Annotated in this window: 15 protein-coding genes; 5 read left to right on the forward strand and 10 right to left on the reverse strand. The window is 61.4% G+C overall.

Going from position 1 to position 19,214, the window contains the following annotated elements:
- Nucleotides 1-27: 27 nt before the first annotated feature.
- The 7 genes from J3P76_RS22980 to J3P76_RS23010 form a co-directional block, all read right to left on the reverse strand.
- Nucleotides 28-1,176, reverse strand: a complete 1,149-nt coding sequence (locus tag J3P76_RS22980) for an iron-containing alcohol dehydrogenase (RefSeq protein WP_434562012.1) — start codon at nt 1,174-1,176, stop codon at nt 28-30.
- A gap of 202 nt (nt 1,177-1,378) precedes the next feature.
- On the reverse strand, nt 1,379-2,203 hold the full coding sequence (locus tag J3P76_RS22985; RefSeq protein ID WP_420764862.1) for an ABC transporter permease: 825 nt from the start codon (nt 2,201-2,203) through the stop codon (nt 1,379-1,381).
- 12 nt (nt 2,204-2,215) lie between these two features.
- Complete coding sequence (locus tag J3P76_RS22990; protein WP_420764863.1) at nt 2,216-3,463, reverse strand: ABC transporter permease; 1,248 nt, start codon at nt 3,461-3,463, stop codon at nt 2,216-2,218.
- A gap of 225 nt (nt 3,464-3,688) precedes the next feature.
- Entirely contained in the window at nt 3,689-4,732 is a 1,044-nt protein-coding gene (locus J3P76_RS22995; protein ID WP_042730717.1) for an ABC transporter substrate-binding protein, read from the reverse strand.
- Between the two features lie 50 nt (nt 4,733-4,782).
- Nucleotides 4,783-5,907 carry an ABC transporter ATP-binding protein gene (locus tag J3P76_RS23000; RefSeq protein ID WP_420764864.1) on the reverse strand — a complete coding sequence of 375 codons (1,125 nt, stop codon included), beginning with the start codon at nt 5,905-5,907 and terminating at the stop codon, nt 4,783-4,785.
- 345 nt (nt 5,908-6,252) lie between these two features.
- The gene (locus J3P76_RS23005; protein ID WP_420764865.1) at nt 6,253-6,930 is read right to left on the reverse strand and encodes a response regulator; all 678 of its coding nucleotides are present in this window, start codon (nt 6,928-6,930) and stop codon (nt 6,253-6,255) included.
- Nucleotides 6,931-6,987: 57 nt separating this feature from the next.
- Nucleotides 6,988-9,384 carry a PAS domain-containing sensor histidine kinase gene (locus J3P76_RS23010; RefSeq protein WP_434701278.1) on the reverse strand — a complete coding sequence of 799 codons (2,397 nt, stop codon included), beginning with the start codon at nt 9,382-9,384 and terminating at the stop codon, nt 6,988-6,990.
- A gap of 74 nt (nt 9,385-9,458) precedes the next feature.
- On the opposite strand from J3P76_RS23010, the gene J3P76_RS23015 reads away from it, so the two are divergent.
- Complete coding sequence (locus J3P76_RS23015) at nt 9,459-10,454, forward strand: alpha/beta hydrolase family protein (protein WP_434609215.1); 996 nt, start codon at nt 9,459-9,461, stop codon at nt 10,452-10,454.
- A gap of 172 nt (nt 10,455-10,626) precedes the next feature.
- On the opposite strand, the gene J3P76_RS23020 is transcribed toward J3P76_RS23015, so the two are convergent.
- Genes J3P76_RS23020 through J3P76_RS23030 form a run of 3 tightly spaced genes read right to left on the reverse strand, consistent with a single transcriptional unit; the run spans nt 10,627 to nt 13,089 of the window.
- Entirely contained in the window at nt 10,627-11,394 is a 768-nt protein-coding gene (locus J3P76_RS23020) for a TerB family tellurite resistance protein (RefSeq protein ID WP_420764868.1), read from the reverse strand.
- Between the two features lies 1 nt (nt 11,395).
- Nucleotides 11,396-12,067 (reverse strand): N-acetylmuramate alpha-1-phosphate uridylyltransferase MurU, encoded by a 672-nt coding sequence (gene murU / locus J3P76_RS23025; RefSeq protein ID WP_434609212.1) that lies wholly within the window; start codon nt 12,065-12,067, stop codon nt 11,396-11,398.
- Nucleotides 12,064-13,089: an aminoglycoside phosphotransferase family protein gene (locus J3P76_RS23030; RefSeq protein ID WP_434701280.1), complete on the reverse strand. Its 1,026-nt coding sequence runs from the start codon at nt 13,087-13,089 to the stop codon at nt 12,064-12,066. Before J3P76_RS23030 ends, murU begins: the two co-directional genes overlap by 4 nt.
- A gap of 130 nt (nt 13,090-13,219) precedes the next feature.
- Here J3P76_RS23030 and J3P76_RS23035 point away from each other — a divergent pair, with 130 nt between their 5' ends.
- The 4 genes from J3P76_RS23035 to rsmA are packed head-to-tail and all read left to right on the forward strand — an operon-like array spanning nt 13,220 to nt 19,116.
- Complete coding sequence (locus J3P76_RS23035; protein ID WP_434675465.1) at nt 13,220-16,018, forward strand: LPS-assembly protein LptD; 2,799 nt, start codon at nt 13,220-13,222, stop codon at nt 16,016-16,018.
- A complete protein-coding gene (surA, locus tag J3P76_RS23040; RefSeq protein WP_420764872.1) occupies nt 15,999-17,315 on the forward strand; it encodes a peptidylprolyl isomerase SurA in 1,317 nt (438 codons plus the stop codon). Before J3P76_RS23035 ends, surA begins: the two co-directional genes overlap by 20 nt.
- A complete protein-coding gene (gene pdxA, locus J3P76_RS23045) occupies nt 17,312-18,301 on the forward strand; it encodes a 4-hydroxythreonine-4-phosphate dehydrogenase PdxA (RefSeq protein ID WP_434609208.1) in 990 nt (329 codons plus the stop codon). Before surA ends, pdxA begins: the two co-directional genes overlap by 4 nt.
- A complete protein-coding gene (rsmA, locus tag J3P76_RS23050) occupies nt 18,298-19,116 on the forward strand; it encodes a 16S rRNA (adenine(1518)-N(6)/adenine(1519)-N(6))-dimethyltransferase RsmA (RefSeq protein WP_434609206.1) in 819 nt (272 codons plus the stop codon). Before pdxA ends, rsmA begins: the two co-directional genes overlap by 4 nt.
- Nucleotides 19,117-19,214 lie beyond the last annotated feature (98 nt).

Genomic DNA, 19,214 nt, shown 5'->3' on the forward strand with positions numbered 1-19,214 from the left:
ATTTGGCGCGCCCACCGTGGCAGACGATCAATACGCCGCGCGGTAGATCTTCTCGATATCGGCGGCGCTCAGTTGCCGCGGGTTGTTGCGCATCAGCCGCTCTATCCCCGCAGCCTCCGCTGCCATGGACGGGATCACATCCTCGGTCACGCCCAAGCCGCTGAGCCCTGAGGGGATTTCAACGGCGGCACACAACGCAACCATGGCTTGCACCGCCTCGTCCGCGGCTTCGAGGTCGCTCAGATGGGCGGTCTTGATGCCCATGGCGTCGGCGATGTCTCGCATGCGTTCGACACAGGCCATTTTGTTCCACGCCATGACATAAGGCAGCAGCAACGCGTTGGCCACACCATGGGATACATGGAACCGCCCGCCCAGCGGATAAGCCAGCGCGTGCACGGCCCCCACCCCGGCATTGCCGAACGCCATGCCCGCCATCAGGCTTGCGGTGGCCATGTCTTCGCGGGCTTGCAGGTGCGAAGGGTTGGCGTAGGCCTTGGGCAGTGCGCGGGTGATCAGTTTGATTGCGCCGATGGCCAGGGCATCGGTGATCGGTGAAGCATTGAGCGACAGGTAGGACTCGATCGCGTGCACCAGCGCATCGACACCGCTGGCGGCGGTCACCCCCCGCGGGCAGGTGAGGGTCATTTGCGGGCTGACCAGCGCCACGTCCGGCAACAGGTAATCGCTGACGATGCCTTTCTTCAGCTGTGCAGCCTTGTCGGAGAGGATCGCCACGTTCGTGACTTCCGACCCGGTACCGGCCGTGGTAGGGATGGCGATCATCGGCGGGCCTTTGCGCGGCACCTGATCGACGCCGAACATGTCTTGCAGTTCGCCGTGATAACCGGCATAGACGCCCACGCACTTTGCGATATCGATGGCACTGCCGCCACCCAGGCCGATCAGGCCGTCATGGCCACCGTCGCGGTAGGCTTGCATGCAGTCTTCGACGATGGCGATTTCCGGGTCCGGCATGACCCGGTCGAAAATCTCGTAGTCGCGGCCGCCAAGATGCTGCAGCGCCAACTCCACGGTGCCGGACTTCACCAGCGCCGCATCGGTCACGATCAGCGGGTTGTCGACATCCAACCGCGTCAGTTCCGCCGCCAGTTGCTCGATGGCAGCGGCACCGGTGATCAGTTTGTGGGCGATCTTGAACGAGGAAAGACTCATGTGCGCGGCCTCTTGCTCGAGAGTGGGCTGGCACAAGGATAGCTCGGTATGGCGGGTTGTCTGCTATTCAGCGTGTGAATGCCCCAACGAATCCAATGTGGGAGCGAGCCTGCTCGCGAAACGGAGTGTCAGCCGACATAAACGTTGAATATGCCACCGCATTCGCGAGCAGGCTCGCTCCCACACTGCTTTACCGCAATTCTCAGACCTGGGTAGTACGCAGCTTCTCGCTGCGCCCACGCAACCACTCCAGGGTCAGCAACAGGATCACCGAGAAGGCGATCAGCAGCGTTGCTGCCGCCGCGATGGTGGGGCTGAGGTTTTCACGGATGCCGCTGAACATCTGCCGAGGCAACGTCGCCTGCTCCGGCCCCGCCAGGAACAAGGTCACCACCACTTCATCGAACGACGTCGCGAAGGCGAACAGCGCGCCGGAAATGACGCCTGGGGCGATCAACGGCAAGGTCACCCGGCGAAACGCCGTCAATGGCGACGCTCCGAGGCTGGCGGCAGCCCGGACCAGGTTGTGGTTGAAGCCCTGCAAGGTCGCCGAAACGGTGATGATGACAAACGGTACGCCCAGCACAGCGTGGACGACGATCAGTGAAAAGAAGCTGTTACCCATTCCCAACGGCGCGAAGAACAGGTAGCTGGCCACGCCGATGATCACCACCGGCACCACCATGGGCGAAATCACCAGGGCCATCACCAGCGCCTTGCCCGGGAAGTCGCCACGGGTCAGTCCGATAGCGGCCAATGTGCCAAACACCATCGCCAACAGCGTCGCCGCCGGAGCGACGATGATGCTGTTCTTCAAGGCCCGCATCCATTCCGCCGAAGCGAAGAAGTCGTGGTACCACTGCAGCGAAAAGCCCTGCAACGGGTAAACCAGGAAGCTGCCGGAGTTGAACGACAATGGAATGATCACCAGCACCGGCAGGATCAGGAACAACAGGATCAGCCCGCAGAGTATGCGCAAGCTGTAGAACCACACCCGTTCGACGGGGGACATGTAAGGACTCAGCATTTCGATCTCCCCTTAGCTCAGGCGCAGGCGACTGGCGCCCACCAGCCAGCTGTAAATCAGATAAAGCACGATGGTCGCCAGCAACAGCAGGCCGCCGAGCGCCGTGGCCATGCCCCAGTTGATGCTGGTGTTGGTGTAGAACGCGACGAAGTAGCTGACCATCTGGTCGTTCGGGCTGCCCAGCAGCGCTGGGGTGATGTAGTAGCCGATGGCGAGAATGAACACCAACAGGCAACCGGCACCGACACCTGCGTAGGTCTGCGGGAAGTACACCCGCCAGAAACTGGCGAACGGGTGGCAACCCAGGGAAATCGCCGCGCGCATGTAGGTGGGCGAGATACCCTTCATCACGCTGTAGATCGGCAGGATCATGAACGGCAGCAGGATGTGGACCATGGAGATGTACACACCGACGCGGTTGAATACCAGTTCCAAAGGTTTATCGATGATGCCCATGGCCATCAAGGCGCTGTTGATCAAGCCTCCCGATTGCAGCAGCACGATCCACGCCGCCACACGCACCAGGATCGAGGTCCAGAACGGCAGCAGCACCAGAATCATCAACAGATTGCTCTGGCGCGACGGTAGGTTCGCCAGTAGATAAGCCAACGGATAGGCGAGCACCAGGCAAATGGCGGTAATGACCAGGCCCATCCAGAAGGTGCGGGTAAAAATGTCCAGGTAGATCGCCTGGTCGGGAGTGGCCGGCGCGAGTTCACCGAGATCGTCGATGCGATGGTCGACCGCCGCGAGCAGGTAGTACGGCGTGACGTCGCTGGTGTTACGGCGGATCACCTGCCAATAGGCCGGGTCCCCCCAACGTTCGTCGAGGCCTTCGAGCGCTTCTTTATAGGAAGCCGGTTCGGCAGCGAACGGCAGCGCCCTGGCAGTCTTGGTCAGGAGGCTGCGATAGCCGGCCAGTTCCATGTTCAATCGTTTGGACAGGTCGCCCAAAGTCTGATTTTTCCGGGCTTCGGCCAGGTCCTCGCTGGCTGCCTTGTAAACAGGCTCGCCTGGCAATCCACGTCCATCCCAGGCGGCGACCGCAGCCACGGTGCGCGGCATTGCGTTGACCACTTCCGGGTTGCTGACGCTTTTGAACAACAGCGCGACGATGGGCACCAGGAACACCAGCAACAGAAACAGCACCAACGGCGCGATCAAGGCCTGGGCCTTCCAGCGGTTGACCCGCTCGGCGCGCTTGAGCCGCTGCTTTAGGGTGGGGCTGGTGCCCGCGTTCAGTGGAACGGCGATGGCCATGGCGAACTCCGCAAATCTTTTTATCGTTACAGGGGCGGCGGGCCGCCTCTGTTCTTTTGAAACCACAACCTGGACGTACGCGTGATCGTGGCGAGGGAGCTTGCTCCCGCTGGGCCGCAAAGCGGCCCCAAAAATGTCGGCAATGCCTATCTCGTGAGTGCTACGCACTCAAGCGGGAGCAAGCTCCCTCGCCACAAAAAGCCTCGCCTCCCAGGAAGACGTGGGTTACTTCGCCGCCCAGGAGTTGAAGCGCTGTTCCAGTTGCTCGCCGTTGTCAGCCCAGAAGCTCACGTCGATCTGCACTTGGTTGGCAATGTTCTCCGGAGTGGTCGGCATGTCTTTCAGGACATCCTTGGCCAGCAACGGAACAGCCTGGGTGTTGGCCGGGCCGTAGGCGATGTTTTCCGAATAGGTCTTCTGCTGCTGTGGCGCCACAGAGAAGGCGATGAATTTCTTCGCCGCTTCTGCGCGCGTCTTGTCCAGGCCACGAGGAATAGCCCAGGCGTCGAAGTCGTAGATGCCGCCGTTCCACACCACTTTCAGGTTGCTTTCTTTCTGCACCGCGGCGATCCGGCCGTTGTAGGCCGAGCTCATGACAACGTCACCGGAAGCGAGGTATTGCGGCGGTTGGGCACCAGCTTCCCACCATTGGATGTTCGGCTTGAGTTCGTCCAGCTTCTTGAAGGCGCGGTCCTGGCCATCTTTACCAGCCAGCACTTTGTAGACGTCTTTGGGCGCCACGCCGTCGGCCATCAAGGCAAATTCCAAGGTGTACTTCGCGCCCTTGCGCAGGCCACGCTTGCCCGGGAACTGCTTGGTGTCCCAGAAATCAGCCCAGCTGGTCGGTGCGGTTTTCAGCTTATCGGCGTTGTAGGCCAGCACGGTCGACCAGACGAAAAAGCCCACGCCGCAAGGCTGGATGGCGCCCTTGACGTAGTCTTCGGTCTTGCCGAACAAGGCCGGATCGAGCTGCTCGAACATGTCCTCGTCGCAGCCACGGGACAATTCCGGCGACTCGACTTCCACCAGGTCCCACGAGACGCTCTTGGTATCGACCATGGCCTTGACCTTGGCCATTTCGCCGTTGTACTCGCCCGCCACGATCTTGCCATTGCCGGCAGCTTCCCACGGTGCGTAAAAGGCTTTGACCTGAGCCGCCTTGTTCGCCCCGCCGAAAGACACCACGGTCAGGTCCGGGCCCGCCGCCATCGCGCTTGCCGCACCCATCATGCCCAATGTCAGGGCTGTGAACTTCAAGGATCTCAACATTTATTGTTCTCTCCACGTGCAGGGTTGGTGTTGGTACAGCAGGGGGGCGATCAGTTCGCCTCTAAAAGGGGATCGAGCGCGCGCACATGCTCGACTTGCCAGCCAAGCGGAACCACGTCCCCGACGGCGAGCGCGGGATCGAGCTCGGCAATGGGCTGTTTCACGAAGAAGTCGTTCTTGCCGCAGACCTCCAGGCGAACCCGGACGTGGTCGCCCAGATAGATGAATTCCGCCACCCTCCCTGAAAAGCGGTTGACGCATTGTTCGCTGGAGCCGTTGAGGCTCACCCGCTCCGGCCGGATCGAGAGCGTGACCGGCTCGCCAGGCTGGCCGACATTGACGGCCAGGGCCTCGACTTTCTCACCGCGCCCCAACTCCACCAGGCACCGATCGCCGGTCTGGCTGTGCAGGCGGCCGTTGAGGCGGTTGTTTTCGCCGATGAAGTTGGCGACGAAGGTGTTTTTCGGTTCTTCGTACAATGTGCGCGGCGGGGCGATCTGCTGGATCTCGCCCTGGTGGAACACGGCCACACGGTCGGACATGGTGAGGGCTTCGCCCTGGTCGTGCGTCACGTAGACCACGGTGACGCCGAGGCGCTGGTGCAGGTGCTTGATTTCCATCTGCATGTGTTCACGCAGCTGTTTGTCCAATGCACCAAGGGGTTCGTCCATCAAGACAAGTTGCGGCTCGAACACCAGCGCCCGGGCCAGGGCCACGCGCTGCTGCTGGCCACCGGACAATTGCGCCGGATAACGCTGGGCGAAGGTTTCCAGCTGGACCATGCTCAAGACTCGCTTGACCCGATCACCGACGTCGCTCTTGTTCAAGCCGCGAACGGTCAACGGGAAGGCCAGGTTCTCGGCGACGGTCATGTGGGGGAACAAGGCGTAGTTCTGGAACACCATGCCGATGTCGCGCTTATGAGGCGGCACGTTGTTGATGGAACGGCCAGCCAGCAGGATTTCACCGGCGGTCGGAGTCTCGAAACCGGCGAGCATCATCAGGCTGGTGGTCTTGCCGGAGCCGGAAGGTCCGAGGAGGGTCAGGAATTCGCCTTTGCGAATGTCCAGGTTGAGGTCTTTGACGATCAGGTTCTCGCCGTCGTAGCTCTTTTGCACACCACGAAAGCTGACCAGCACATCACTGGCCCCCGCGCTTGAATCGACCTGGCTCATACCCGCACCTTTTGTATTGATGACTGCTTGTGAGTCCAAGCCTAGTGGAGCCCGGGACCCGCGCAAATCGGGCCGCAGGAGAGAATCGCCTCAGCCGGATGGAAGAGTCGGGGTAGGGATTTCCCTACACGGGTGGCGGGATTGGATAAGTGCAGTGGCAAGTTTCAAGCAGCGAGCTGCAAACCGGGGCAAGCGCTGTGCTGGGGCGTGTCGCAAATGGATATGCCAACACAAACCCTGTGGGAGCGAGCTTGCTCGCGATGGCGGTCTGTCAGCTACCTATGCGCTGTATGGTCCGACGCTATCGCGAGCAAGCTCGCTCCCACAAGGGGACGATGGTGGGATTCAGAGCAACTTGTGCTCCATCGCGTATTTCACCAGTTCCGCCAGCGAGGTGATGTTGAGTTTCTGCATCAGCCGCGCCTTGTGGGTACTGATGGTCTTGCTGCTCAGGGCCAGTTGCTGGGCGATGTCGTTGACATTGGCGCCTTGGGCGAGGCGTTCGAAGACTGAGAACTCGCGCTCCGACAATAGTGAATGCAGCGGTCGGGTGTCGGTCAGGCCCACTTCGAAGACCATGCGGTCGGCCAGGTCCGGGTCGATGTAGCGTCCGCCGGCAGCGACTTTTCGAATCGCCATGAGCAGCAATGCCGGGTCGCTGTCCTTGGTGGCGTAGCCGGCGGCGCCGACCTTAAGGGCGCGAGCCGCCATTTGCGCTTCGTCATGCATGGACAACACCAGGATGGCCGGCGGGTTGTTCAACGCCCGGATCCGTGGGATCGCCTCCAGGCCGTTGACGCCCGGCATGGAAATATCCAGCAGCACGACTTCGCAGGGCACGTGTCGCAGGGTCTCGAGCAGTTGTTCGCCATTGCTCGCCTCCCCCGCCACCACCAGATCCTTGGCCAGGCCGATCAACTGCTTGATCCCTTCGCGGACGATGGTGTGGTCTTCGGCTACCAGTACACGGATCACATTGTTCTCCAGATTCAGAATCTCATCGCGAGCAAGCTCGCGTAACATTAATCCATGTGGGAGCGAGCTTGCTCGCGATGCGGTCACCCCGGATAACCACTCCCGTCATGCCTCACCCAACGGCACGCGCACCGACAAGGTCGTCCCCTCCCCCGGCTCGCTGCCCAGAGTCAACTGTCCGCCCATGATCAACACACGCTCACGCATGCCAACCAAGCCAAAGGACGTTGGCCTACTGGCGTCGGCAATGAATCCTACACCGTCATCGCTGACCGTCAGGCATAGATGGCCGCCTTCCTGGGTCAGCGTCAGTTCCACAGTATGCGCCTGGGCGTGGCGCATCACATTGGTCAGCGCTTCCTGGAGAATCCGGAACAGACCGATGGCCTTCGCGTCGCTCAACGGTGGCAAGTTGTCAGGCACCTGCACCAGGCACGGGATGTGGGTACGCGCCTCGAAGCGCCGTGCCTGCCATTCAATGGCCGAAGCGATACCGGCATCCAGGATAGGTGGGCGCAACGCTGTGGCCACGTCTCGCACCAGTTGAAACAGCTGGGCGATCAAGCGCTTCATGCTGTTGAGCCGCTCCTGCAGGCCAGGATCCAGCTGCGCGTAGGCCAATTCGCACATGGAAGTCTCCAGCTTCAGCACCGTCAGCATCTGGCCCAGCTCGTCGTGGACCTCCCGGGCAATACGTGCTTTTTCTTCCTCTCTTACGCTTTCCAGGTGCGCCGACAACTCACGCAACTGTTCACGCGAGCTGGCCAGCTCCAGTTCGATGCGCTTGCTTTCAGTGATGTCCCAGACGATACCGTCCCAGACGTAGGCGCCATCCTCGAGACGACGTGTGATTGCCTTGATCTCGGCCCAGCGTTGCTGCCCTTCGCGCGTCAGGATGCGGCCTTGCCATGACCAGTCGCTGTCGCTGTCCAGCGCCTGGTCCTGGGTGCGGTGGTAATCGGCCTTGTCGTCCGGATGGACCAGGCTGCGCAGACCGGTATCACTGCGGGCCAAAGTCGCCGGGGAGTAGCCCACCAGGCTTTCGCTGCCTTCGCTGATGTAGGCAAAGTCGATTTGTCCAGTCACCGGAGCCCGCTCCAGTCGAAAGACCAACCCCGGCACGTTCGCCGCGATGCCTTGCAGGCGCGCCTCGCTTTCACGCAAAGCCGCCAATGCGCGTCGACGCTCCGTCACGTCGTTTAGGTAGACGACCAGGTATTCGGCATCGCGAAAACGCAGGAAGCTCAGGGAAACGTCGGCCGGCAGGATGCTACCATCGGCGCGCACACATTCGGTCTCGAAACTCTGCGGCCCGTCTTCACTGGCTCGGGCGCGCTTCCACAAATTCAACCAACGGTCCATGTGCAAGCCCGGCTCGAAATCGATCAGCGGGCGGTCGATGATCCCGCCCGGGCCGTAGCCCAGCATGGTTTCGGCGGCGCGGTTGGCGTAGCGCACATGGCTGTCCCAGTTGACCCAGAGGATGCCGACCGTGCTTTGATCGATGGAAAACTGCGTCAGCCGCAAGGCTGCTTCGCTGGCGGTGCGTTGGGCGATGTCCTCTCGCGCGGCACGCAACCGGCGCTCCAGTCCACGTTGCTGGCGGCGTTGCCAAGACACGGTGGCCACGCTGGCGAGCAGCAATGCCAGCAACAGCAAGGTCAGGTTCTGCCAGAAACCCGGAGTTTCGGTCAGGCGCGGGTATTTCGGCTTGAGCCAACGACTGTGCAGTTGCTCAAGTTCCTTGGCCGGGATGGCTTGCAGCCCCTTGTCGATAATTTCGGCCAACTGGGGCCAGTCCCGGCGCGTGGCGACCCGTAGCAACTGTGGCGACCCAATATCGCCCACCACCGCCAGTTCCGAGAACTCGGGCTCGACCATCAACCGTCCCAGCTGCGCCTCATCGACCACCGCGAACCGGGCCTGCTGGGTCAGCAACAATTGCAGCGCCTCGCGCTCCATCGGCACCCCTTGCAGGTTCAACGCTGGGTAATTGCTGCGCAGATAATCCGCCGTGGCGCTGGGCATGCGCACCGCAACGCGGACCTGGCCGTCGAGCTTCTCCAGCTCCACGCCCTCGGCGCTTTTCTGCGCGCCGACGATCAATTGCGGCACTCGCATGTAAGGGTCGGAAAACTGCCAGAGCCTGAGCCCGACCGGGGTTTGGGTCAGGCCGGGCGCGACATCGATTTCGCCGTCACGTACCGCTGCTTCCAGCTGCGCGACGTCTTGGAAATTGCGCCAGGTCAACTCGACGTTCAACGTCTTGCCCAGCCATTGCATCAACTCGACATGGGTACCGGACAACCGCTGTAAACGCCGATCGTATTGTGCATAGGGGGCCTGCAATACCACGCCGACCCGCAGCTGTTGATGTTGCGTCAGCCATTGACGCTGTTCCGCACTCAGTTGCACGCCATGAACCTGCGGCGCAGGCGCAGCCCAAGCCATCAAGGGAAGCCATAAACAGCCGATAACCCACAGGCAGCAATAACGCATCATCGAAGTCTCATGCACTGACAAATACTGACCAACCCATTAGGCTGCCGGAAATACTTCTGGTCATGGAATATCCGATGCCCTCTGTTTATCGCCTGGCGTTGCCAGCATTGTGCCTGTCGCTGATCCTGCCGAGTGCATTTTCTGTGCAGGCTGGCGAAACGGCACCCGCCGCAGTGGAACCATCCGCTGGAGAAAAGCCGGTCGAACGCCAACCCTTGCTCGAGCGTAGCCAGGAAGAGGCGGCGGCGCTCGTAAGAAAAGTCCCCGCTCAAGAGCAGCAACAGCTACAAACCGGTAGCGACGCCTTCCTCGCGCTGTGGAAGCCAGCCAATACCAGCGAGCCCAAGGGCGCCGTCATCATCATCCCTGGCGCCGGTGAAACCGCTGACTGGCCTCAAGCAGTCGGCCCCCTGCGCAAGAAACTGCCTGATGCCCAATGGAGCAGCCTGAGTATCACCCTGCCGGACCTGCAAGGCGACGTCATCGCTCCGCGCACCGTGGAAACGCCACCCGAGACCAAACCCGCCGACGTCGCGGCCGCGGCACCGGACGCCACCACCGCCGCACCGATCGAGCAAGTGACGGGGGGCGAAGCCGAGGCAGCGGATGCCGCCATCGCCGAAACCGGTGAAGAACACGCCAACGCCGATGCCGAGCGCATTTTCGCCCGCATCGATGCGGCGCTGGCCTACGCCGAACAGCAGAGCGCCCGCAGCATTGTGCTGCTAGGCCATGGCACGGGCGCCTATTGGGCAGCGCGCTACCTTAGCGAAAAGCAACCCTCGCAGATCGAACGCTTCGTGATGGTCGCGGCCCAGACTCCGGTAACCGCCAAGCCTGGCCTGGCAGAGCTGACACCCACCCTGAAGCTGGCGACCGCCGATATCTTCTATATGGACAAGCCACTGGACCGCAACGCGGCACTGGAGCGCTTGCAAGCGAGCAAACGCCTGAAAGGATCGACCTTCAGCCAGGTTGCCCTCAAAGCCGTGCCGAACCGTTCGGCGGAGCAAGAGCAATTGTTCCGTCGGGTCCGGGGTTGGTTGAATCCGCAAAACCCTGGGGAGTGAGACCTTCCCAGCGGTAAGCGACACGCTAGCTATCTGTGGCAAGGGAGCTTGCTCCCGCTCGGCTGCGCAGCAGTCGTCAGCCAACTGAGACTCCGTAAGAAATTCGGCGCCAGGTTGAGGCGCCGCTTCGTGAACCAGCGGGAGCGAGCTCCCTCGCCACAGGCACCCCGTATTAGCGGAAATCCCTCCGCTCGCGAATCAAACGATAGGCATTGTGCAGCTCTCGGGTCCTGTCGGTCGCTTCACGCACCTGTAAAGGCGTGGCGCCGCTGCCGGCGATCTTGTCCGGGTGATGCCGGCTGAGCAAGCGGCGATAAGCCCGCTTTATTTGCGACGGCTCGCTGGTGGCCGAAACACCCAGCAATCGCAATGCCTCCTGATAAGTCACGCCGCTTGAGGGTTGCGACAGTTTCTGCGGTTCGTAATCCATCGCCAACGCCTGGACCTGCTGCGGCGTCCAACCCAGCCATTTGCCCCACTGGACAAGCAACTCGCGCTCGCTGGCGCCAGCGCGACCGTCAGCCCAGACCATCCTCCAGCAGGCGCGTAGCACGCCTTCGGCCGCGTGGGGCTGAGTGGCGAGGCGACGCAGATAACCGCGCAAGCGATCATGCTCGGACTTGCCTCGGTTGAATGCCGCAATGGCACGACGCTGCGCCGGTTCGCTCAGGTCGAGGGCGCGCATTTCCAGGCGAGCCTGCTGAATGTGACCGTCCACAACCCGCCCATCGCTTTTCGCCAGGCGTCCGAGCAACACGAACAATAATTCATCGTTGCGCAACGCCGGGCGCCCGCCCAGCCGTTCACGCACTTGCGCCCAGCTGTGGACGTTCAGGCGCCTGTCCAGCGCCTGTCCCAGCAATGCGCCAAGCATGGCCCCCGGGATGCTGGCTATGGCAAAGCCTGCTCCCGCTCCGATCAGAGTCCCTGGCCACCACATATCAACGGCTCGCTTCTATCAATTTTTCAATCTGCGCCAAACGTTCAAGGGTTCCGACATCTACCCAATGACCTTGCAGCCGCTCGCCGCTGACCTGCCCATGGTCCATGGCCTTGCGCAGCAACGGTGCGAGCTTGAACGCGCCAGCCGCGCAACCGTCGAATAATCGCGGATGCAGGACGGCGATACCGCTGTAGGTCAGTTTGTCGGCCGTGGACGCGCCTTCATGAACCTTTCCGTCGGTGAGGACGAAATCGCCATCTGGGTGATGTTCAGGATTGTCCACCAGCACCAGATGAGCCGACGCGTCGAGCGAACGAGGCAAGGTGCTGAAATCGAAATCAGTCCATATGTCGCCATTGACCACGAGAAACGCTTCATCGCCCAGCAACGGCAGCGCCCGGAAAATCCCCCCGCCGGTTTCCAGCGGCTCGCCTTCCGGGGAATAGACGATGCGCACGCCGAACCGTGAGCCGTCCCCCAGGTGGTCTTCGATCTGCTGCCCGAGCCAGGCGTGATTGATGACGATCTCGCCAAACCCGGCGGCGACCAGCGCCCGCAGGTGATATTCGATCAAGGGAATTTCGGCGACACGGATCAAAGGCTTAGGCGTGGTAAGCGTCAGCGGGCGCATGCGCTCCCCCTTGCCCGCCGCGAGGATCATCGCCTTCATGCATTTGCCCCGGCCGATTGGCGCAGGCTGCGGAGCAACTCATCCAGCGGCGCCAGCTCAGGACGGCGGTCGATGACCGCTTCTATATAGTCGAAGAAGCGCGGTACGTCCTTCAGGTAGCGCGGCTTGCCGTCGCGGTGGCAAATGCGCGCGAAGATGCCGATCACCTTGAGATGGCGCTGCACGCCCATCAAGTCGCTGGCCCGCAGGAAATCTTCGAAGTCCGGCTGCACAGCAATGCCAAGGGCACCGGCCTGCTGCCAATAATCCTCCAGCCAACCGCGCACTCGCGCCTCGGGCCAACTGAGGAAAGCATCCTTGAAAAGGCAGGTCACATCGTAGGTCACCGGCCCGTAGACCGCGTCCTGGAAATCGAGCACACCTGGATTGGGATCGCTGAGCATGAGATTGCGCGGCATGTAGTCGCGGTGCACCAGCACTTTCGGCTGGGCCAGGGCGCTGTTGATCAACAGTTCGCAAGCCTGCTGCCAAAGTTGCTGCTGTGTCGCATCGAGTTCGATGCCCAACTCGCGCTTGACGTACCACTCCGGGAACAGCTCCAACTCGCGACGCAGCAAAGCAACGTCATAACTGGGCAGCGGAGCCACCATAGGCAATTGCTGAAAAGCCAACAATGCCTGCAAGGCATCGCGGAATAAATCGTCGGCATTTTCGCCGTTGATTACATCCAGGTAGGTCTGGTTACCCAGATCATTGAGCAAAAGAAAACCGCGATCGAGGTCTTCGGCATAAATTTTTGGCACGTTGATGCCGGATTTCGCCAGCAAAAACGCGATATCCACGAAGGGTTTGCAGTTTTCCTGGGGCGGCGGTGCATCCATCACGATCAGGCTGCGGCCCGCGCCTTCCCAGCGGAAATATCGCCGGAAACTCGCGTCGCTGCTGGCCGCGGTCAACGTGGCCGGGGGTACGCCCCCCCACCCCTGTTGATCGAAAAGGATCGGTAACTGCTCATCGAGCCAAACTTTCAGGTGTTGCAAGCGTACATCTTGGTCAGGCATTGCAAGGGTCTCCGACGGCGCTAGCCGTCAAGCGGGTCATGCTTTATTATCCAGCATCTTTTTCAGACCATCGAGAGGCGTGCGGCCCACACCGCGGGCAGATGGCACGCAGGAAGCCCGGACTAATAAGATGGCATTGAAATCCCCCGCGTTTCGTAAAAAATTTCCGTTGCTGGTTACCGGCAGTCTGCTGGCCCTGCAACCCCTGGCCTCTTCATTCGTCGTTGCGGCGCAACAGTATGACTGTTCCGTCTCCGCTTCGGGTGCCTGGGACTGTTCACCCAAGACGCCGGCCGCTGCATTGCCGCCACGTCCCGTGCATGAAGGCAGCGCGGTTGCCGACAGCGGCAGCGCACCGGCCGACAGCGATTCGGGCGAGGTGGCCGGCGACAAGCCGATGCTCGTCACCGAAGCCAAGGGCCGCGGCTTGAAGACGCGCAGTGAAGACTACAGTCACTTGGACTGGGTTCCGCGCGAGAACCTCACGCCCGCTCAACTGGCTGAAACCGGTCCTTACTGCGCTGGCGCGTACATCGAGCCGACGCGCCCGGGCATGAACGACAAGACCGCCAAGAGCGACGCGCCGACCTTCCTGGGCGCCAAGGCTTCGCGCTACGAGCAGGAGCAGCAGGTGGCGACCCTGGCCGGCGACGTGGTCATGCGCCAGGGCAGCATGCAGGTCGAAGCCGACGAGGCCAGCCTGTACCAGGCCGAGAACCGTGGCGAGCTGAACGGCAACGTGCGGGTCCGCGACAACGGCGCGCTGATTGTCGGCGACCACGCCGATGTGCAGCTGGACACCGGTGAAGCCAAGGTCGACAACGCCGAATACGTGATGCACAAGTCGCGCATCCGCGGTAACGCGCTGTACGCCCGCCGCGCCGAAAACGCGATCATCCGCCTCAAGGACGGTACGTACACCACGTGCGAACCGGGCAGCAACGCGTGGACACTCAAGGGCAACAACATCACCTTGAACCCGGCCACGGGCTTCGGCACCGCGACCAACGTCACGCTGCGGGTCAAGGACTTCCCGGTCTTGTACACGCCTTATATCTATTTCCCGATCGACGACCGTCGTCAGTCCGGCTTCCTGCCGCCGACCATCGGCAGCGGCAGTGATACCGGCTTCCTGCTGGTCACCCCGTACTACTTCAACCTGGCGCCGAACTACGACGCCACGTTGTACCCACGCTACATGAGCAAGCGCGGCCTGTTGATGGAAGGCGAGTTCCGTTACCTGACCAAGTCCAGCGAAGGCCAGTTCGGCGCCGCGTACCTCAACGACGAAGACGATGAGCGCAGCGGGCAGAGCGACTACGACAAGACCCGCTACATGTATAACTGGCAGCACAAGGGCGGCCTCGACTCGCGCGTGCTGACAGAAGTCGACTACACCAAGATCAGCGATCCGTATTATTTCCAGGATCTGCAGACCGATCAGATCGGCGTCGAGTCGCGGGACTACGTGAACCAGCAAGGCGCTGTCAGCTATCGCGGCGACAACTACACCGCTCGGCTCAATGCCCAGGCTTACCAGATGGCGACGATTTCAAAAATCACGCCGTACAATCGCCTGCCTCAGATCACCTTCAATGGCTCGCTGCCCGAACATCCGTATGGACTGGATTTCGCGTACAAGACCGAACTGGTGCGGTTTGATCGTGATTTGCGCACCGGTGACTACACCGATGAAGACGGCAATACCGAGCCGTTCCTGGATAACAACATCCGCGGCTTGGCCAGGGCTAACGGCGACCGTCTGAACCTGGCACCCGTCATGAGCCTGCCGATGACCGCAAGCTATGGCTACATCAAGCCGTCGCTCAAGTACCAGTACACTCAATATGACCTGGACCTGGATAGCAGGGGCAGATCTCAGGTCGCTGCGCAGAACGCCGAGGCCGATCGCCTGCGCGGCACCTACAGCAGCAGCCAGAGCCGTGGTGTTCCAATCGCCAGCATCGACAGTGGCCTGTATTTCGACCGTGACACCCAATGGTTCGGCACCAACTATCGCCAGACCCTGGAGCCTCGCCTGTTCTATCTCTATGTACCGGAGAAGGACCAGAGCGATATCCCCGTGTTCGACACCAGCGAATCGACCTTCAGCTACTCCTCGCTGTTCCGGGATAACCGTTTCACCGGCTCCGACCGTGTTGGCGACGAAAACAAATTGTCCCTTGGCGTGACCAGTCGCTGGATCGAAGAAAACGGGTTCGAGCGTCAGCGCGTCAGCGTCGGCCAGGCTCTGTACTTCAAGGATCGTGAAGTCCAACTGCCAGGCATCGACTTCAAGACACGTGAAGACGCCAAGTCCGACGTTTCCCCGTATGCCTTGGAATACGAATATCGCTGGAACCGCGATTGGCGCACCACGGCGACCTACAACTGGGACCCGGACACCCGCAGCCCCCGTTCGGGCAGCGCGATGTTCCACTACCAGCCTGAAGACAACCCGAACAAGGTCATCAACGCCGGTTATCGCTATCGCAACGACCAGGTCCGCTATGACGAATCCACCGGCCAATGGCAAGTGGGCGGTGGCGACTATGGCCGTCCGGGCGATCCGAACTACGTGAAGGACTACTACAAGATCAAGCAGCACGATTTCTCGATCATCTGGCCGATCGTGCCGCAGTGGAACGCCATCAGCCGCTGGCAGTATGACTACAACCGCAACCGTACCCTGGAAGCCTTCGGTGGTTTCGAATATGACAGCTGCTGCTGGAAACTGCGCCTGATCAACCGTTACTGGGTCGACTATGAAGAATTCAGTCAAGCCGCCCCGCAAAACGAAAAAGGCGACCACGGCGTCTTCCTCCAAATTGTTCTGAAGGGACTCGGCGGCCTTACCGGCGCCAAAGTAGAGAGTTTCCTCGACAAAGGCATTCAAGGTTATCGTGAACGTGAAGACCAAGCTTTCTGATTGTCTGCGCCCGCTGATGCTGGGCGCGCTGTTCCTGGGTACCGCAGCGAACGCTGCGGTACAGTCCATCGACAAGGTCGTGGCCATCGTCGACAACGACGTGGTCATGCAGAGCCAACTGGACCAGCGTGTCCATGAAGTGCAGCAAACCATCGCCAAGCGTGGCGGCGGCTTGCCACCACCGGGCGTGCTGGACCAGCAGGTGCTCGAGCGCCTGATCGTCGAAAACCTGCAGCTGCAGATTGGCGAACGTTCCGGTATCCGCATCACCGATGAGGAACTGAACCAGGCCGTCGGCACCATTGCCCAGCGCAACAACATGTCCATCGATCAGTTCCGCGCCGCCCTGGCTCGCGACGGCCTGTCCTTTGATGACGCCCGCGACCAGATCCGCCGTGAGATGGTCATCAGCCGCGTACGTCAGCGACGCGTGGCCGAGCGCATCCAGGTGTCCGAGCAGGAAGTGAAGAACTTCCTCGCTTCCGACCTGGGCAAGATGCAGCTGTCTGAAGAACTGCACTTGGCGAACATTCTGATCCCAACCCCCGAGAGCGCCAACTCCGAAGCGATTCAGAGTGCCTATCGCCAGGCGATGGATGTTTACCAGCAGCTCAAGCAAGGTGCTGACTTCGGCCAGATGGCCGTGGCGCGTTCGGGCAGTGAGAACGCCCTGGAAGGTGGTGACATGGGCTGGCGTAAAGCCGCTCAATTGCCGCCTCCGTTTGATCGCGAGCTCAGCGCCATGGCCGTGGGCGACATCACCCAGCCGGCCCGCACTCCAGGTGGTTTCATCATCCTCAAACTGCTGGAAAAACGCGGCGGCGGCACACAGGTGCGCGACGAAGTACATGTCCGCCATATCCTGATCAAGCCGAGCGAGATCCGTAGCGAAGCCGAGACCAAGCGCCTGGCCGAGAAGCTCTACGAGCGGATCACCGCCGGCGAAGACTTCGCCGAGCTGGCCAAAAGCTTCTCGGAAGACCCGGGTTCCGCCCTTAACGGTGGCGACCTGAACTGGGTCGACCCGAATGCGCTGGTCCCCGAGTTCCGCCAGGTCATGGCCGAAACACCCCAGGGCCAACTGTCCAAGCCGTTCAAGAGCCCTTACGGCTGGCACGTCCTGGAAGTCCTTGGCCGTCGCGCCACGGACAGTACCACCCAGGCGCGCGAGCAACAGGCGATGACGGTATTGCGTAACCGCAAATACGACGAAGAGTTGCAAACCTGGCTTCGCCAGATTCGCGACGAAGCCTACGTCGAGATCAAACTCCCTGGTGCAGACCAGGCCGCGCAGTGAAACCCAAGCGTTTCGCGCTGACCCCCGGCGAGCCTGCCGGCATTGGTCCCGACCTGTGCCTGCTGCTCGCCTCGCAAGCCCAGCCTCACCCCCTGATTGCCATCACCAGCCGCGACCTGCTCCTCGAGCGGGCCGCGCAACTGGGGCTGGCCGTCGATCTGCGCTTGGTTACGCCAGACGCCTGGCCCGATGCCCCGGCACCTGCGGGCAGCCTGTATGTCTGGGATACGCCCCTAGGCGCACCGGTCGTCACCGGTCAATTGGATACGGCAAACGCGGCGTTTGTTCTGGAAACCCTGACCCGCGCCGGCCAAGGCTGCCTGGATGGGGCTTTCGCCGGGATGATCACCGCCCCGGTACACAAGGGTGTCATCAATGAATCCGGTATTCAGTTTTCCGGACACACGGAATTCCTGGCAGACCTGACCCGAACCTCGCAAGTCGTGATGATGCTCGCCACGCGCGGCCTTCGCGTAGCCTTGGTCACCACTCATCTGCCCTTGCGAGATATCGCCGACGCGATCACACCGCAACGCCTGGAACGGGTCACGCGCATACTGCACGCCGACCTTCAGGAAAAATTCGGCATCGTCCGGCCACGAATCCTGGTGTGTGGGCTCAATCCCCATGCCGGCGAAGGCGGACACCTGGGCCGTGAAGAAATCGACATCATCGAACCTACATTGGAACGCCTGCGTAGCGAGGGCATGGACCTGCGTGGCCCGCTGCCTGCCGACACTCTGTTTACCCCCAAATATCTGGAGCACTGCGATGCGGTGCTGGCGATGTACCACGACCAGGGCTTGCCCGTGCTGAAGTACAAAGGCTTCGGCGCGGCGGTCAATGTGACGCTGGGCTTGCCGATCATCCGCACCTCCGTGGACCACGGCACCGCCCTGGACCTGGCCGGCAGCGGCAGGATCGACACCGGCAGCCTGCAAGTCGCCTTGGAAACCGCTTACCAGATGGCCGAGACCCACTTATGACCGAGCAATACCAACACCGCGCGCGCAAGCGCTTCGGCCAGAATTTTTTGCATGACGCTGGCGTGATCGACCGCATCCTGCGTTCCATCAATGCCAAGCCCGATGATCGCCTGCTGGAGATCGGTCCAGGCCAGGGTGCACTGACCCAAGGCCTGCTCGGTAGCGGCGCGCAACTGGACGTGGTGGAACTGGACAAGGATCTGGTGCCGATTCTCAACCAGCAATTTGCCGGCAAGAGCAATTTCAACCTGCACCAGGGCGACGCACTGAAGTTTGACTTCAACAGCCTGGACGCCGCGCCGGGCAGCCTTCGGGTGGTTGGCAACCTGCCCTATAACATTTCCACGCCGCTGATTTTCCATCTGCTGAGCAATGCCGCACTGATCCGCGACATGCATTTCATGCTGCAGAAAGAAGTGGTCGAGCGCCTCGCCGCCGGTCCTGGCGGTGGTGATTGGGGCCGACTATCGATCATGGTCCAGTACCATTGCCGGGTCGACCATTTGTTCAACGTGGGCCCGGGAGCATTCAACCCGCCCCCTAAAGTCGACTCCGCGATCGTCCGCCTTGTACCTCATGCGGTCCTTCCTCACCCGGCCAAGGATCACCGCCTGCTGGAGCGCGTAGTGCGCGAAGCTTTCAACCAGCGTCGCAAAACCCTGCGCAACACGTTGAAACTGCTGCTCAGCAGCGCTGAAATCGAAGCCGCGGGTGTTGACGGCAGCTTGCGCCCCGAGCAACTGGACCTGGCGGCCTTCGTGCGCCTGGCCGACAAGCTCAGTGAACAGGTCGCGCCAAAAGACAACGTCATTTGACATGCGAGGCCGTTATCGGGAAGTACGCCGGTCTGGTTTACTACCCGACACTTGGCCTAGACTGACTCCCTCAGTTCTTCCCGCGTCCCGCTTTCAAG

The organism is Pseudomonas sp. D1-36 (genome assembly GCF_051132205.1).
In the GTDB taxonomy this organism is placed as follows: Bacteria; Pseudomonadota; Gammaproteobacteria; order Pseudomonadales; family Pseudomonadaceae; genus Aquipseudomonas.